Genomic DNA, 14,834 nt, shown 5'->3' with positions numbered 1-14,834 from the left:
GCCCGGTCAGCCGCGTGCGAAGCGGGCCGGGGTGGTGCCGAGGTAGCGACGGAAGTGTCGGGTCAGGTGAGCTTGGTCGGTGAACCCGGCGGTCGTGGCGACGGCGGCGGGCGGGGTGCCGTCGAGCAGGAGGCGGCGGGCGTGGTCGACGCGGCGGCCGGTGACGTACCGGTGCGGCGGCAGCCCGAAACGGCGGCCGAAGGCGCGGACCAGGTGGACGGGGTGCGCGCCCAATACCTCGGAGGCGTCGGCCAGCGTCAGGGAATCGGGCAGGCGTTCGTCCAGGAGGTCGCGCAGGTCGTCGGCCAGGCTGCGGTCGGGCGGCGCCACCGTCAAGCGGCCGAGGTGGGTGCGCAGCCGCTCGGCGACCAGGGCTAGGCGGCTTTCGGCTTCCAGCGGTTCGGTCAGCGACTGGTGCAGCTGGTGAATCCTGGTGCGCAGCAACGGATCCGGCAGGCTCGGCTGGTCGACGGCGGCCCCGATCAGGTCGTCGCCGAGGACGTCGGCGTCGAGGTAGAGCACGCGTTTGCGGAAGCCGTGGCTGGTCGCGGCGCGCCCGTCGTGCGCGACGTTCGGCGGCAGCAGGGTGACGGCCGTGCCGAGGGCGCCATGGTGGTGCCGGTCGAGGTCGTAGCTGATCGCGCCGTCGTCGACGATCAGCAGCGTCCAGGTGTCGTGCGTGTGCGCGGGGTAGGCGTGGTCGGTGAACCGGGCGTGGAACGCCTCGGCGATCCCAGGCACCGGAGGGCACCAAGCCGACACCGTCATGTTCAAAACGTACAAGACCCGCACGCGGTGCCGGGCCGATGCTGTCCCGCATGAACCGATTCGACACGAAGATCGCCGTGCTGCTGCGGGACGACCTGGCCTCGTGGCAACGGCTGAACGTCACGGCGTTCCTGGTGAGCGGCGTGGCGCACACGACGCCCGAACTGATCGGCGAGCCTTACCTCGACGCCGACGACACCGAGTACCTGCCGATGTTCCGCCAGCCGGTACTCGTGTTCGCCGGCACCGCGGAGACGCTCGCGTGGCGCACAGCCGCGCGCTCTCGCGGGGTCTGCGGTTCTCGATCTTCACCGACGAGCTGTTCCAGACCGGCAATGACGTCGACAATCGCGCGGCGGTGCGGGCGGTGCCGACGGAGAAGCTGGCGTTGGCGGGGATGGCCGTGCACGGGCCGAAGAACGCGGTGGACAAGATCCTCAAGGGGGCTCAGCTGCACGGCTGAATGGGGGATTTTCCGCCGCAGCGCAGGGAATCCTGCCAAGATCGGCAGCGACCCAGGGGAGGGGAATCATGCGAAGAATCTTGGCGCTCGTCGCTGCGACGGGTATCGCGTTCGGGACGGCATCGGCCGCGCACGCGGATCCGGCGGCCGGGTTCGGCTACACCTCGGACGAAGGCGCTTACGCGTTTGAAGGCAGTGCTTCCTGGACCGTCGACGAGGTCACAGCCTGGGAGTACAACGGCGCGGTGAAAGTGGACGCCGAGACGCCCGACGGCTGGGACTGGGCCCGGCTGGAACTGAGCGCGCCTGCCGGACAGCAGCTGCACGAGGGGACTTACTCGAACGCCGCTGTCCGGCCGCAGAATTCGCCGCAGCTCGCCACGCCTAGCTTCATCGCGTTCCGCGGGTCCCAGGCGGGCGGCACGTGCGCTTGCGCACTTCCGGACGCGACCGCCGACTTCACCGTCTCCCGCCTAACCCGTGCGGCCGACGGCGCGGTCATGGATCTCGACGTCACCTTCGTCCTGCACTGCACCCCCGCCGCGGCTACCCGCGGCGAGGTGCACTTCCACCGTTAAGCCTCCGCGAACACCGCGAAAACCTGCCGTACCCGGTCGCCCTGATCGAGCGTCACGTGCTGTGCCTTCGCCGAGCTGAATCCGGCGTCGGTGGCCAGCGCGGCGGCTTCCTCGAGGGTGCCCGGGACGCGCAGGTCTCGCGGGAACACGTCAGCGAACCTGCCGGTCGGCTTGAAGCGTTCTGCCGACACCACGCTGAACGCCAGCTTCCCGCCCGGGCGCAGCACTCGCCGCCAGTCGGTCAAGGCGCGCGCGCCCAGGAAGTGCAGCGCCGACGCGCAGACGACCGCGTCCGCCTCGCCGTCGCCGATCGGCAGCGGGACCGCGGAGCCGACCTGCCAGGTGATCCGGCCGTCCGGGTCGCGGTCGGCGGCCTTGGTGCGGGCGATCTCGATCATCGCGGGGGAGAGGTCGATCGCGAATACCGCGGCCGGTTCCAGGCGCAGGGCCGCGAAGGCTGCCGCGCCGGTGCCGGCGGCGACGTCGACCAGGAGAGTGGGCTTGGGGGCCAGGCCGCCGATCAGCTGCTCGGCCACATACGGGTGGAAGGTGTCCTCGTCGTATCCCGCCGCGTCGGCGTCGAAAAGTGTGCTCACCTAGCCACCGTAGTGCGGTTGACCAGTGATTATCCGGGCAATCGGCGACGGCCGGCGAAACCGAGGTCGGCCCGGTGGTACCAGGACAGTTCGCGGTCGCCTTCGAGCCAGCACAACAGGACGTCGTCGCCGTCGAGCGAAGCCGGGAAGTCCACCAGCAGCGGGGCGAACCCCTTCAGCTCCGCTCCGGTCGCCTGGATCGCGGTCATCAGGTCGTCCAGCCTCGCCTGCGCGGCCTTCCACTCCGGCAGGCCGCCGAGGCTGGTGTCCCGCCCGCCCGGGCGCAGCGACGCGGCGAGTTCGGCGGCGTCGGCGCGGACCCGGATCAGCTCGGCGAGCACGGGAAGCAACCGGGCGAGCTCGGTGCGGGCCTCGGCTACGGTGAACAATCCCATCTGCAAATAGTCTCACCGGGCCCGCGCCGGTCCGCCGCTACCTGCGCCGACGCGCCAGCCGGACCGCCAGACCCGTGCCGACCAGCAGGAACCCGGTGCCGAGCAGCGCGCCCGACGACATCCACCCGGCCACGCCCACGGTCATCTCGCCGCGCGGCAGCAGGTCGAGCAGATCGAACGCCGAGCGCGGCGCCACCAGCGTGATCACCCCCGGGACCAGGCACCACACCAGCCCGCCCGCGATCGGTCCGGTTCCCGACCACGCGCCGAGCACGGCGACCCCGAACAGGAGCACCGCGCCCGCCACCGCCAACGTGATGCCGAGGGCGTCCCCGTGTTCGGCGAACGAAGCCGCGATCTGCCGCTGGTGCAGGTAGCTGCCGTAGGCCAGCAGCCCGAGCGCGACCGGGGTGAGGACGAGCCCGCACAGCCCGCTGAGCACGCGCGCCACCGCCCGGCTGCCCGCCGGTGCGGCGACCGGGCCGCCCGCGGGAGGATAAACGGAGTACGGCTCGGGGTATGACATGGCGGGACCTCCCAGTGCGGTGCTTGCCGCGATGGGACGGGCGGCCCGCTCGGCTGGTTCCGCAGTCGTGCCCGGTCGGCAGGCCGGGTCAAGGGTGGTAGAGACTTGATTCCGACCACTTCTGGAACCATCCAGCTCTGTTAAGCAGTACGCTTGTACCGCTATCGGAGAGCGAAGAAGCGAACGCGAAGATCCGCGGAAGGAGCACCGCTGCTCATGGCCAAGATCAAGGTCCAGGGCACCGTTGTCGAACTCGACGGCGACGAGATGACCCGCATCATTTGGCAGTTCATCAAGGACAAGCTGATCCACCCGTACCTGGACGTCAACCTGGACTACTACGACCTGGGCATCGAGGAGCGGGACCGCACCGACGACCAGATCACGGTCGACGCCGCCAACGCCATCAAGCAGCACGGCGTCGGCGTCAAGTGCGCCACGATCACGCCCGACGAGGCGCGCGTGGAGGAGTTCGGCCTCAAGAAGATGTGGGTGTCCCCGAACGGGACCATCCGCAACATCCTCGGCGGCGTGATCTTCCGCGAGCCGATCGTCATGCGCAACGTGCCCCGGCTGGTACCCGGCTGGACCAAGCCGATCATCATCGGCCGCCACGCGCACGGCGACCAGTACAAGGCCACCAACTTCAAGGTCCCCGGCCCGGGCACCCTGACGATGACCTACACCCCCGAAGACGGCTCCGAGCCGATGGAGTTCCAGGTCGCGAACTTCCCCGAGGGCGGCGGCGTCGCGATGGGGATGTACAACTACCGCAAGTCGATCGAGGACTTCGCGCGCGCGTCGCTGCAGTACGGCCTCGACCGCGAGTACCCGGTCTACCTCTCGACCAAGAACACCATCCTCAAGGCCTACGACGGCATGTTCAAGGACGTGTTCCAGGAGATCTTCGAGACCGAGTTCAAGTCGGACTTCGACGCCAAGGGCATCACCTACGAGCACCGGCTGATCGACGACATGGTCGCCGCGTCGCTCAAGTGGGAGGGCGGCTACGTCTGGGCGTGCAAGAACTACGACGGCGACGTCCAGTCCGACACCGTCGCGCAGGGCTTCGGTTCGCTCGGCCTGATGACCTCGGTGCTGCGCACGCCGGACGGCAAGACCGTCGAGGCCGAGGCCGCGCACGGCACGGTCACCCGGCACTACCGCCAGCACCAGCAGGGCAAGCCGACCTCCACGAACCCGATCGCCTCGATCTACGCGTGGACCCGCGGCCTCGAGCACCGCGGCAAGCTGGACGGCAACTCGGAGCTCATCGGCTTCGCGAACAAGCTGGAGCAGGTCGTCGTCGACACCGTCGAGGGCGGCAAGATGACCAAGGACCTCGCGCTGCTGGTCGGCAAGGACCAGGAATGGCAGACGACCGAGGACTTCCTCGCGACGCTGGACGAGAACCTGGCCAAGAAGATCGCGCAGGGCTGATCTTTCTTTAGCCGTTTTTGCGAGAAGGGCACCTCGGAGGAGTCTTCCGAGGTGCCCTTCTCTTTTTTGTCACTCTTCGTGATGTGTCGGTGACAGGATTGGCACCTCCGGGTGGAATGGGGTCGCGAACCTGTCCGGGCCGGGTCGGACTGCCTACTCTGGACGAGGGGTTTTTCGCGACTGAGGAGCGGCCGTGATTCTGGGTTTGCCCAAGAAGACACTGATTATTATCGGAGTCGTCGCCGCGGTCGTGGTCATCTACGCGTTCGGCCAGAAAGGCCGGGCCGACGCGCAGGGATCCCCGACCGGCTGCAAGGTCTCGGTGACCGCCGACGTGCTCAACGCGCGGGAAACCGCCGCGGGCAACGGGAAGGTCGTCGGGAAGTACTTGCGCGGCGCGGAATTCGACGCGCAACCCGTGGTGCAGAACGGGTTCCGGAAGGTCGCCGACGGCAAGTGGGTCGCGGACAGCTTCGTGACGCCGGTGTCCGGGGCCAAGTGCTGAGTCTGGTTGGTACTGGTGCCTGGCTGAGGTGCTGAGCCGGTGGTGTGCTGACGCTGTCGTGCGTGGAGTCTGTTGCCGCGCTTAGGTTCGCGTGGTTGCTGGGTTTTCTGCGACGCGTGGTTCGGCCGGGGCCGAGCGGCTGCTGAGCTTGGTGCGGGTCCGGGCCGGTGGTTGTTCGCTGATTCGTCCCATGTGGTGGGACGGCTTCGGTTGTCCACGCGGGAATGCGCCGGTCGGTTGAACCGGTGCGTCCGGACGGCTCTGGGTGTTCGCGATTGCCGGATGCGGGTTCGGTTCGCTCTTTTGCGCCGCGCGGTGCCGGGGTGAAAGCGTTCAGGGTGAACGGTGATCGCGTTTGTTGTGCGGAACGCGCGATTATGCGTGATTCAGCATGAGTCCTTCTTCCGCGGCGAGTACTTCCCCGGCGAACTCGGCGCGGGCTTCGGCTACCGAAACCGCGCGGTCGGAACCGGGCCAGAAATGCGTGAGCAACAGCGTGCGGACATTCGCCGCGGCGGCGAGTCGGCCTGCTTCCGCGGCAGTCATCAGGTACTGGGGATCGTCCGGCGGCGCGCCTTGCAGGGTCGCTTCGCAGATGAGGACGTCGGCGTCGCGGGCCAGGTCGGTCAGTTGCGGAGCGGGACCGGTGTCGCCCGTGTAGGCGAGGGTGTAGCCGCGTGTGGTGAGCCGGACGCCGTAGTTCGGCACGTGATGCGGCAGAAGCGCGGCGGTGAGCCGGAACGGGCCGAGGTCGGTGTCGGGGCCGAGATCGTGGAGGTCGAAGTTCTCGTCGGGAGCCGGGTTGGGCTCCATCGCGGCGAGCCGGCGCACGCTGCCGGGAGTGCAGTGCAGCGGGAGCTTGCGGTCGGTCGTGTAGTGGCGGGCCCGGCCGAGTGCGCTGACGTCCGCGAGGTGATCGGGATGCTCGTGCGTGACGACGATCGCGTCGAGCCGGTCGGCGGCGACGTGCTGGAAGAGCCGCGGGGCGGCTCCGTAGCCGAGGTCGAGTGCGACGTGGAAGTCCTCGTGGGACAGCAGGAATCCGGCGCAGGCGCGGCCGGGTTCGGGCCAGGCGCCGCAGCTGCCGAGGACGGTCAAGCGAGGCATGGCGGTCATTCTGGACCTCGCCGGACCCGCCGCGCGCGGAAAATTGTCGGACCCGGCGGGTAGCGTGCGCGGGGTGCTGATCGTCTCCACTGTCAACGTCAATGGTCTCCGGGCTGCCGTCAAGAAGGGCTTCGTCGAGTGGCTGGCCGCCACCGAGGCGGATGTCGTCGCGTGTCAGGAAGTGCGGGCTGAGGCCGCGCAGCTGCCCGCGTCCGTCGTCGCGCCGGAGGGGTGGTTCGCCGCGCACGCGCCCTCGGTCGCGAAGGGACGCAACGGCGTCTCGCTGTACAGCCGCGTCGAGCCGGACGAGGTGCGGACCGGGTTCGGCGAGCCCGAGTTCGAGGACAGCGGGCGGTACCTGGAAATGCACCTGCCCGGCGTGATCGTCGCGAGCCTGTACCTGCCGAGCGGCGACGTCGGCACCGAGCGGCAGGACGAGAAGGAACGCTTCATGGCCGCGTTCCTGCCGTACCTGGTCGAGCTGCGCGCGAAGGCGGCCGCGGAGGGCCGGGAGGTCGTCGTGGTCGGCGACTGGAACATCGCCTACGACACCGTCGACCTCAAGAACTGGCGCGGCAACCAGAAGAACTCCGGGTTCCTGCCGGAGGAGCGCGAGTGGATGGGGCGCGTCTACGAAGCGGGCTATGCCGACGTGCAGCGTCGGCTCGACCCCGAGGGCCCCGGTCCCTACACGTGGTGGTCCTACCGGGGCAAGGCGTTCGACAACGACTCGGGCTGGCGCATCGACTGCCAGCTGGCGACGCCCGGCCTGGCGGAGAAGGTGACGTCCGTGGTGGTCGAACGGGCAGAATCCTACGACCAGCGCTGGTCGGACCACGCGCCGGTCACCGCGACGTACGACGTGCCGTTCCCGGGCTGAACCTGGTTGTCCTGCTGGTGACTAGTGGGTGAAGCCTGCTGAGGGTAGTTCGGGTTTGTTCTGCAGGGTGATTCTGTCCGGTTTGCCGGGGATCGAGGACACTGTGCGTGGTTCCGCGCACGGCGCACGGCGCTGACCACCGATGACACCGAGACCGCAGGGGCGGCCTCGGTTACTCCCCGAGTGGGCGCTAGCCTCGGCTCCCGAGTTGATCAGATCCGACAGGTCTTGACACGCTCGGTAGTTTTCTGACCAGTAGCACGTCGAGAACTCATCCTTACGGGTGAGGCGCTCGTTCAGAACAGTCACCTCGCGGGAGGCACTCCGGTGCGCAACCCAGGCCGGTTCGTGACACGGTCCACGCTGGCTCTTGGCCGTCCAGCGCTTCGCTCGTCCGTCACCCCATCGGGGGTGTCCGGGACGGGGTCGGCCGAGCGGACTCCGGTTCGCCGGGCTGTCCGTGGCAGCCGTTCCCTGGTCGTCGCGGGCGGGCGAGTCCTGGCAGTGCTGGCGACGGTGCTGGTCGCGGCCGTCGGGACGGGTGCGACGGCGTTCGCGGACGACAGTGTCGTCCGGGCGGAGACGACGTCGGCCGGGTTCGGGATGCTCGGACCGGTCGGCCTGGTCGCGGTGGGTTTCGGCGTCATCGGGATGGCGCTGGGCGTCGTCCGGCAGCGCCGCAAGGCCCGCGCGAAGGCGCTCGAGGCGGTCGCTGCCGCCGGGGCTCTGGACGAGGAGACCCGGCCGCTGGAACCGGCTCCCGCCGCGCTCAACCTGCGGCAGTCCTAGTCAGCTGGCCGGTTCTCCGGCAGCAAGATCTTCCCCGGCCGAGCGGCGAACTTCGCCATGCTTTCCACGCCGCCGGTTGAGTCACTTGCGGCTCCGGTCGTCCTCGCCGCTCTCCCCACACCGCGGTATCGGCGACCTGAGCTGCACATCCACCCCTTAAATCTCTCCGGCAACGCCCTCCCGGAAGCAGATACCCGCGCGGAGGGCGTCGAAACGTCCCGTCCGTCCCGCGAACCGCCGGGCCCGCGGCAGGGGCGTCTTCGCAGCCTGAAAGAATCCCGGGCGTGTCCGACGAACAGAACGGGCGCCTGCGGGTGCTTTCCGGGATCCAGCCGACAGCCGACTCCTTCCACCTCGGCAACTACCTGGGCGCCCTGCGCCAGTGGGTGCGGCTGCAGGACACCCACGAGACCTTCTACTGCGTCGTCGACCTGCACGCGATCACCGTCGAGCAGGATCCCAAGGTGCTGCTGGAGCGGACGCGGCGTTCGGCCGCGCAGTTGCTCGCCATCGGGGTCGACCCGGAGCGCAGCGCGTTGTTCGTGCAGAGCCACGTGCCCGAGCACGCTCAGCTGAGCTGGGTGCTCGAATGCCAGACCGGCTTCGGCGAGGCCGGGCGGATGACCCAGTTCAAGGACAAGGCCGCCAAGCAGGGCAGCGACCACGCGAGCGTCGGCCTGTTCACCTACCCGGTGCTGATGGCCGCGGACATCCTGCTGTACCAGACGAACGCGGTGCCGGTCGGCGAGGACCAGCGGCAGCATCTCGAGCTGACCCGCAACCTCGCGCAGCGGTTCAACAGCCGGTTCGGCAAGACGTTCGTCATGCCGGAGCCGTTCATCGTCAAGGACACCGCGAAGATCTACGACCTGCAGGAACCGACCTCGAAGATGAGCAAGTCGGCGGCGACCGGCAACGGGCTGATCGAGCTGCTCGAGGACCCGAAGCGCTCGGCGAAGAAGATCCGTTCCGCGGTCACCGACACCGGTCGCGAGGTCCGCTTCGACCGCGAGGAGAAGGCAGGCGTCTCCAACCTGCTCACGATCTACTCCGCGCTGACCGACCGGACCGTCGCCGACCTCGAAACCGCCTACGAAGGCAAGGGTTACGGCGATCTCAAGAAGGACCTCGCCGAGGTGCTGGTCGACTGGGTCACGCCGTTGCAGGAGAGCGTTCAGTCCTATTTGGACGATGTCGCCGAGCTGGACCGGATCCTCGCCGCGGGCGCGCATCGGGCCCGTGAGGTCGCGTCGGCCACGCTGGCGTCGGTCTACGAGCGGATCGGGTTCCTGCCCGCGAGCTGAGCGGGGAGTACACAAAAAAATATCCTGTGGGGGGATAAATACAGTGAAGTGGAAAACCGGGCTGTGGCCGATCGGTGTCGCGACGCTGATGCTGGTCACGTCGTGCAGCGGATTCTCCGGATCGGACCGCGAGAACGCGAAGGACCCGAACGCCGACGGCCAGACCGTGCAGCGGCCGGGTTATGCGAACTCGCAGTACCCGGACCCCGCTCCGATCAAGGAAAAGGCGAACCCGCAAGCGGTGCAGATCGGCGGCAAGCCGGTGATCCAGGCGTGCAACCTGCTGACGATTGCCGACCTCGTCGCGCTCGGGATCAAGGTCGAATCGCGGCCGGACCCGAACGGGGCCGTCTTCGAGCGCCGCTACCTGGTCGGCGACGGTTCGGGACCGCTGCGGTCGTCTGAAAACACCTACGCCAAGGCGCTGACCTCGGGCGTGAACCACTGTGTGTACAGCCTGCAGGACGACCAGGGCAATCAGACGTACGAGGAGCTGGCGGTCGCGGTATCCCAGCCGGCGTACGTGCCGACCGTGAACACCAAGCCCTACCTCGACGACGCGGACCCCAGCCTGACCGTCGGCCCGGTGAAGATCTTCTCGAAGCGCCGCACGACGGACAGCCCGTCGGACGCTGCCGGCGACGCCGTGCTCGTCCTGGGGGACACCCTGGTCGACTTCGACTTCCAGCTGAAGGCGGACAAGAACGCGGGCAAGCTGCAGGACCTCGGCAAGAAGCTCGCCGAGAACTTCGCCAAGCAGGTGAGCGCGCCGGCCGGGGCGAACGTCATCGGTTACGACAGCTCGGCGTTCCCGAAATCGGTCGCGCAGCCCTGCCCGATGCTCACGCCCGACGCCGTGACCCCGGCAATCGGCACCGAGGCTTCGCCGATGGTCGCCGAAACCCCCGCCACCGCGGTCGGCGACATGTTCATGACCAACAGCACCCAGCACAACTACGTGCAGATCGACTGCGAACGCGGCACCGGCCAGGACAACGGCATCGACCGGCGCGCGCTGCACCTGACCGCGATCAGTTTCCTCAGCGAAGACGCGGCGAAGAGCTACCTCGGGTCCGCGCCGAAGGACGGCCAGTCCACGCCCGCCCAGGTCGGGGATGAGGGGCAGGTGCGCAGCAAGGGCCAGACCAACGGCGAGGTGCTGTTCCGCAAGGGCCGCTTCGTGTTCAAGCTCTACCTCGCCGACCACAACGCCGCCCCGAACGGCATCAGCGGCGCGGACGCGACCCGGCTGCTGGTTCCCGCCGCCCAGAAGATGCTCTCCGCCTTCCACGAGCAGTAACCGCGCGGGCACGCTCGCGTTGCGGGGCCCGGTTGCCGTGGTTAGCGTTTTCCGGTGGCGAAAGAGACCGGTGACAAGGAAAAGCTGCTGCCCCGGCTGCGGCGGAAGTACCCGTGGCTGGATCACCTGATCCGCGCCAACGATTCCTTCAACGAAAACTACGGCAACCATTACGCGGCGGCGATCACGTACTTCAGCGTGCTGTCGGTGTTCCCGATCTTCATGGTGGCGTTCGCGGTCGTCGGCATGGTGCTCGGGCACAACACCGCGGTGATCGACCAGATCACGCACGGGATCGACAGTTCGGTCCCCGAAGGCCTGCGCGGCCTGGTCAAACAGATCACCGACACCGCGCTGAGTTCCGGCAGCGGGATCGGGATCTTCGGGTTGCTGCTGGCGCTCTACTCCGGCGTCGGCTGGATGGCCAACCTCCGCGACGCCCTCACCGCGCAGTGGGGGCAGGAGAAGAAGACGGAACCGTTCGTCACCAAGACGATCAAGGACCTGCTGTCGCTGATCGGGCTCGGGCTGGCGCTGGTCGTGTCGTTCGCGATCACCGCGGCGGGCAGTGGCTTCGGCGAACTGCTGCTGGAACTGGTCGGGCTGGAAGGCCAGGGGTGGGCGAAGTTCCTGCTCCAAGCCGCGACGATCGTGCTCAGCCTGATCGCCAACGCGCTGGTTTTCCTGTGGGTGATCGCCCGGCTGCCCCGGGAGCACGTCGCGCTGCGGAGCGCGGTCAAGGGCGCGATCTTCGCCTCTGTCGGGTTCGTGATTCTGCAGCAGGTCGCGACTGTGTACCTGGCTAGCGTCACGAAGTCGCCGTCGTTCGCGTTGTTCGGGCCGGTGATCGGGTTGCTGGTGTTCGCGAACCTGGTGTCGCGGTTCCTGCTGCTGGTGACGGCCTGGACGGCGACCGCGCGGGAGAACCAGCGACGCGTGGTGCAGCCGCCCGCTCCGGTGCTGCTGGAGCCCCGTGTGACGGTGCAGCACGGGCTGGGGCTCGGTTCCGTGGCCGGTGCGTTCAGTGCCGGTGCGCTGCTGGCGTGGCTAGGCAGGCGGAAGGGCTGACACAAAAGGGCCTCCTTGAGCGAATCAAGGAGGCCCTTTTTTCATCGGCTCGCTATGCGCGGGCGTTGCGCTTCCGCTGGTAGCTGATGACGAACCCGGCGATGATGATCAGGAGCACCACCACCGTCAGCACCCAGCCGGTCGTTCCGAACGGGTCCGGTTTCTCCGCCGCCGCGGTCGTCGCGCCCGCGGGGGTGACTTCCTTGTCCGACATCGGGGCGGCCGAGTCGGTGCTCAGCGGCCGGTAGGCGATCTGGCCGACCGGCTGTGCGCCGTTCTTCTCCAGCGCGAAGCCGTAGTCGAGCAGTTTCGCCGCCTGGTCGACCACCTTCGTCGGACGCTGTTCGGCCCGCATCATCACGATCGCGAGGCGGTGGCCGTCGCGTTCCGCGCCGCCGACGTACGTGTGCCGCGCGTCGTCCGTGAAGCCCGTTTTCCCGCCGAGGAAACCGGGGTACACGCCGAGCAGCTTGTTGTCGTTGAACACCGGGATCGGCGGCTTCCCGTCGATCGCCGGGATCGTGTACGCCTTCGTCGCGACCGCCTTGGCGAACTCCGGCTGCTTCATCGCGTAGTGGAAGACCAGGCTCAGGTCGTACGCCGAGGTCGACATGCCCGGTCCGTCGAGGCCGGACGGGGTCGCCGCGCGAGTGTCCGTCGCCCCGATGCGGGCGGCGAGCGCGTTCATCTTGGCGACCGCCGCGTCCACGCCGCCCAGCGCCGTCGCGAAGGCGTGCGCCACGTCGTTGCCCGAGTGCATCAGCAGGCCGTGCAGCAGCTGGTCGACCGTGTAGTGCCCGCCCGCGGTGATGCCGACGCAGGTGCACTCCTGCTCGGCGTCCTCCTTCGTCGGGACGATGACCTGGTCCGGCTTCAGCTCGGTGACCACCACCAGCGCCAGCAGCGTCTTGATCAGCGACGCCGGCCGCTCCCGCGCGTGCGGGTCCTTCGCCGCGACGACCGCGCCGGTGTCGAGGTCCTGGAGGACCCACGACGCCGAGGTGTCGCCAGGAGGCAGCGCGGGCGCGCCAGGCGGGAGGACCGGGCCGCAGCCGCCAAGGAGGTCGCCGCCGACCGGCTGGGCGGGCACCGGAAGCGGCGGCGGGACGGGCTGGCCCGGCTTCGGCTTCTCCGAGGTGTCCACCGGCGCCGGCGGCGCGGCGTGCTCGGTGCATTGCTCCGCCAGCGCCGGTGCGGCGAGGGCGACGGGCGCGGCGACGGCTACGAGGGCTGCGGCGAGTGTCGCGGCGAATGCTCGCAGCGACCGGGCGAAAGCGGGGTGCACCCACGCAATCTAGCGCCGATGGTCCGGCGGCATACTCGAGACATGCGCATTTCACGAGGTACAGCGATGGCCTTGTTCGCTTTCGGCATCTGGTCCTGGATCATTTGGATCACGTTCGCCAAGAATCTGTGGGCCAGCAACCAGTCGTGGGCGCCCGACGGTTCGCCCACCGGGTACTTCATCGTGCACGCGGTGCTGACCGTGGTTTCGTTCGTGCTCGGCACCGCGATCGGGGTGCTCGGCTGGCGCGGCATCCGGGCGACGTCCCGGGATCGCGCCAACACCTGATCCGGCGAAGCGTCCTTTGGTCGGTGGCGGGGCGCGTCCGGGCTGGCTTAGTTTCGGGCGACCGACCATGGAGGCTAAATGTCCCGTTTACGTCGATTGCTCGTCCCGGTCGCGGTAGCCGGCGTCGCCGCCGGTGCGGTGGCTGTGCCAGCGTCCGCCGCGCCCGCGCCGTCGTGCGACACCACCAGCACCCAGTACAGCTACGTCGTGCTGTACCAACCGGGCGAGAAGCAGCGTTCGGTCGACGCGGAGCTGACCGCCAAATGCGGCAAACGGATCGCGTACTACCCGGAAATCGGCGTCGCGGTCGCCAGCTCGCGCAACGCGGACTTCGCCGACCGGATCGGGGTGAAGCGGGCCTATTCGGGTGGCAAGGACGTCGCCGCGAAGGCCGCCGCCCGCGCCGGACTGCGTTCGGCGGTCGGGATGCTGGAGCAGACGGAGAGCGTCGCCACCGGTAGCGATTTGTCGACTCAGCAGTGGGACATGCGGGCGATCCACGCTCCCGAAGCGAACAAGATCAACCCTGGTTCGCGGTCGGTCACCGTCGGCGTGCTGGATTCCGGCATCGACGCCAAACACCCGGCGCTCGCGAACGCGGTGGACGCGAAGTCCTCGACCGGCTGTGTCACCGGCGCGCCGGACGCTTCCGCGTGGACCCCGACGAACTCCGACCACGGCACGCACGTCGCAGGCACCATCGCGGGCAAGGACGCGTCGCGCGGCTTCACCGGCATCGCGCCGGGCGTGCGGCTGGCGTCCGTGAAGGTCGTGAACGACGACGGCTACATCTTCCCGGAGGCAGCGGTCTGCGGCTTTGTCTGGGCCGCACAGCACGGTTTCCAGGTGACGAACAACAGCTACTACATCGACCCCGGGATGTTCTACTGCCGCAACGAAGCGGGCGACGCTGCCGCGTACGAGGCCGTACGGCGTGCCGTGACCTACTCGACGCAGCGCGGAACTCTCAATGTCGCTGCGGCGGGTAACTCGGGCTTCGATGTCACGAAGCAGACTGTTGACCCGAACCGTCCGCACAAGATTGATTCTTCGTGCGGCATCCTGCCCAAGGCGATCGACGGTGTGGTGACCGTGTCCGCGGTTGGTTACGCGGGGACGAAGGCTTACTACTCCAACTACGGCTCGGTCACGGTGACTGCGCCGGGCGGCGATTCGGGACAGGTTCCGCCTTCTGGGCAGGGCGCGGGGTGCCCGCTGTCGACCATTTTCAATGGCGCATATGGGACTAAGTGCGGCACGTCGATGGCTTCGCCGCATGCGGCTGGGGTTGCGGCGCTTTTGGCTTCTACGCATCGGAACGCGCCGCCGCGGGCGTTGGCGGCTTTGCTTACCGCGGAGGCGGATCCGGTGGCTTGTGATGTGTCGGCGTGTGAGGGTCCGAAGCAGAACAACTCGTACTACGGACGCGGGTTGGTGAACGCGCTGGACGCGGTTCACTGACGCACGTTCTAGGTCCGTGAAGGGCTCCTTGAGGGAATTAGACCTGGATCCACCGGTGTGATTGGTGTTGTAGGCCGTGTC

At 68.4% G+C, this 14,834-nt stretch carries 16 protein-coding genes and 1 pseudogene; 11 read left to right on the top strand and 6 right to left on the bottom strand.

The features are described from left to right. Window positions 1-6 precede the first annotated feature (6 nt). Window positions 7-768, bottom strand: coding sequence for an AraC family transcriptional regulator (locus EIZ44_RS24455; RefSeq protein WP_134731428.1), 762 nt, complete (start codon window positions 766-768; stop codon window positions 7-9). 50 nt (window positions 769-818) lie between these two features. Between EIZ44_RS24455 and EIZ44_RS24450 the strand changes: the two are divergent. Together EIZ44_RS24450 and EIZ44_RS24445 are read left to right on the top strand one after the other, a co-directional pair. After that, window positions 819-1,231, top strand: a pseudogene (locus EIZ44_RS24450) (DUF2000 family protein). A gap of 68 nt (window positions 1,232-1,299) precedes the next feature. Continuing rightward, entirely contained in the window at window positions 1,300-1,809 is a 510-nt protein-coding gene (locus EIZ44_RS24445; protein WP_134731426.1) for a hypothetical protein, read from the top strand. On the opposite strand, the gene EIZ44_RS24440 is transcribed toward EIZ44_RS24445, so the two are convergent. The 3 genes from EIZ44_RS24440 to EIZ44_RS24430 are packed head-to-tail and all read right to left on the bottom strand — an operon-like array spanning window position 1,806 to window position 3,326. Next, window positions 1,806-2,405 carry a class I SAM-dependent methyltransferase gene (locus EIZ44_RS24440; protein ID WP_134731424.1) on the bottom strand — a complete coding sequence of 200 codons (600 nt, stop codon included), beginning with the start codon at window positions 2,403-2,405 and terminating at the stop codon, window positions 1,806-1,808. The two genes, EIZ44_RS24445 and EIZ44_RS24440, sit on opposite strands and share 4 nt — an antisense overlap. 29 nt (window positions 2,406-2,434) lie before the next feature. After that, window positions 2,435-2,800 carry a DUF2203 domain-containing protein gene (locus EIZ44_RS24435; protein WP_037816161.1) on the bottom strand — a complete coding sequence of 122 codons (366 nt, stop codon included), beginning with the start codon at window positions 2,798-2,800 and terminating at the stop codon, window positions 2,435-2,437. Between the two features lie 37 nt (window positions 2,801-2,837). Then, window positions 2,838-3,326, bottom strand: coding sequence for a hypothetical protein (locus EIZ44_RS24430; protein WP_240690852.1), 489 nt, complete (start codon window positions 3,324-3,326; stop codon window positions 2,838-2,840). A gap of 216 nt (window positions 3,327-3,542) precedes the next feature. Between EIZ44_RS24430 and EIZ44_RS24425 the strand changes: the two genes are divergently transcribed. After that, window positions 3,543-4,766 (top strand): NADP-dependent isocitrate dehydrogenase, encoded by a 1,224-nt coding sequence (locus tag EIZ44_RS24425; protein WP_037816160.1) that lies wholly within the window; start codon window positions 3,543-3,545, stop codon window positions 4,764-4,766. A gap of 193 nt (window positions 4,767-4,959) precedes the next feature. Next, window positions 4,960-5,271, top strand: a complete 312-nt coding sequence (locus tag EIZ44_RS24420; protein ID WP_134731422.1) for an SH3 domain-containing protein — start codon at window positions 4,960-4,962, stop codon at window positions 5,269-5,271. Window positions 5,272-5,646: 375 nt separating this feature from the next. Here EIZ44_RS24420 and EIZ44_RS24415 read toward each other — a convergent pair whose 3' ends face one another. Further along, window positions 5,647-6,378 (bottom strand): MBL fold metallo-hydrolase, encoded by a 732-nt coding sequence (locus EIZ44_RS24415; protein WP_167754261.1) that lies wholly within the window; start codon window positions 6,376-6,378, stop codon window positions 5,647-5,649. Between the two features lie 64 nt (window positions 6,379-6,442). On the opposite strand from EIZ44_RS24415, the gene EIZ44_RS24410 reads away from it, so the two are divergent. From EIZ44_RS24410 to yhjD, 5 genes are all read left to right on the top strand, one after another. Next, window positions 6,443-7,258 carry an exodeoxyribonuclease III gene (locus EIZ44_RS24410; protein ID WP_037816421.1) on the top strand — a complete coding sequence of 272 codons (816 nt, stop codon included), beginning with the start codon at window positions 6,443-6,445 and terminating at the stop codon, window positions 7,256-7,258. A 411-nt stretch (window positions 7,259-7,669) separates the two neighbouring features. Further along, window positions 7,670-8,047 carry a hypothetical protein gene (locus tag EIZ44_RS24405; RefSeq protein WP_240691396.1) on the top strand — a complete coding sequence of 126 codons (378 nt, stop codon included), beginning with the start codon at window positions 7,670-7,672 and terminating at the stop codon, window positions 8,045-8,047. Between the two features lie 284 nt (window positions 8,048-8,331). Beyond that, window positions 8,332-9,351, top strand: a complete 1,020-nt coding sequence (gene trpS, locus EIZ44_RS24400) for a tryptophan--tRNA ligase (RefSeq protein WP_037816158.1) — start codon at window positions 8,332-8,334, stop codon at window positions 9,349-9,351. 43 nt (window positions 9,352-9,394) lie between these two features. Further along, entirely contained in the window at window positions 9,395-10,651 is a 1,257-nt protein-coding gene (locus EIZ44_RS24395) for a hypothetical protein (RefSeq protein ID WP_134731416.1), read from the top strand. A gap of 54 nt (window positions 10,652-10,705) precedes the next feature. Then, entirely contained in the window at window positions 10,706-11,719 is a 1,014-nt protein-coding gene (yhjD, locus tag EIZ44_RS24390; RefSeq protein WP_134667577.1) for an inner membrane protein YhjD, read from the top strand. Window positions 11,720-11,771: 52 nt separating this feature from the next. On the opposite strand, the gene EIZ44_RS24385 is transcribed toward yhjD, so the two are convergent. Next, a complete protein-coding gene (locus tag EIZ44_RS24385; protein WP_134731414.1) occupies window positions 11,772-13,004 on the bottom strand; it encodes a D-alanyl-D-alanine carboxypeptidase family protein in 1,233 nt (410 codons plus the stop codon). A 42-nt stretch (window positions 13,005-13,046) separates the two neighbouring features. Here EIZ44_RS24385 and EIZ44_RS24380 point away from each other — a divergent pair, with 42 nt between their 5' ends. Together EIZ44_RS24380 and EIZ44_RS24375 are read left to right on the top strand one after the other, a co-directional pair. Next, window positions 13,047-13,292, top strand: coding sequence for an SCO4848 family membrane protein (locus EIZ44_RS24380; RefSeq protein WP_037816154.1), 246 nt, complete (start codon window positions 13,047-13,049; stop codon window positions 13,290-13,292). Between the two features lie 78 nt (window positions 13,293-13,370). Beyond that, window positions 13,371-14,753 carry a S8 family peptidase gene (locus tag EIZ44_RS24375; protein WP_134731412.1) on the top strand — a complete coding sequence of 461 codons (1,383 nt, stop codon included), beginning with the start codon at window positions 13,371-13,373 and terminating at the stop codon, window positions 14,751-14,753. Window positions 14,754-14,834: the final 81 nt, after the last annotated feature.

The organism is Amycolatopsis nivea (assembly GCF_004522235.1).
GTDB lineage: Bacteria > Actinomycetota > Actinomycetes > Mycobacteriales > Pseudonocardiaceae > Amycolatopsis > Amycolatopsis nivea.
Note: the sequence above shows the minus strand (reverse complement) of the source record. Positions and strands in the feature narration are given on the sequence as shown.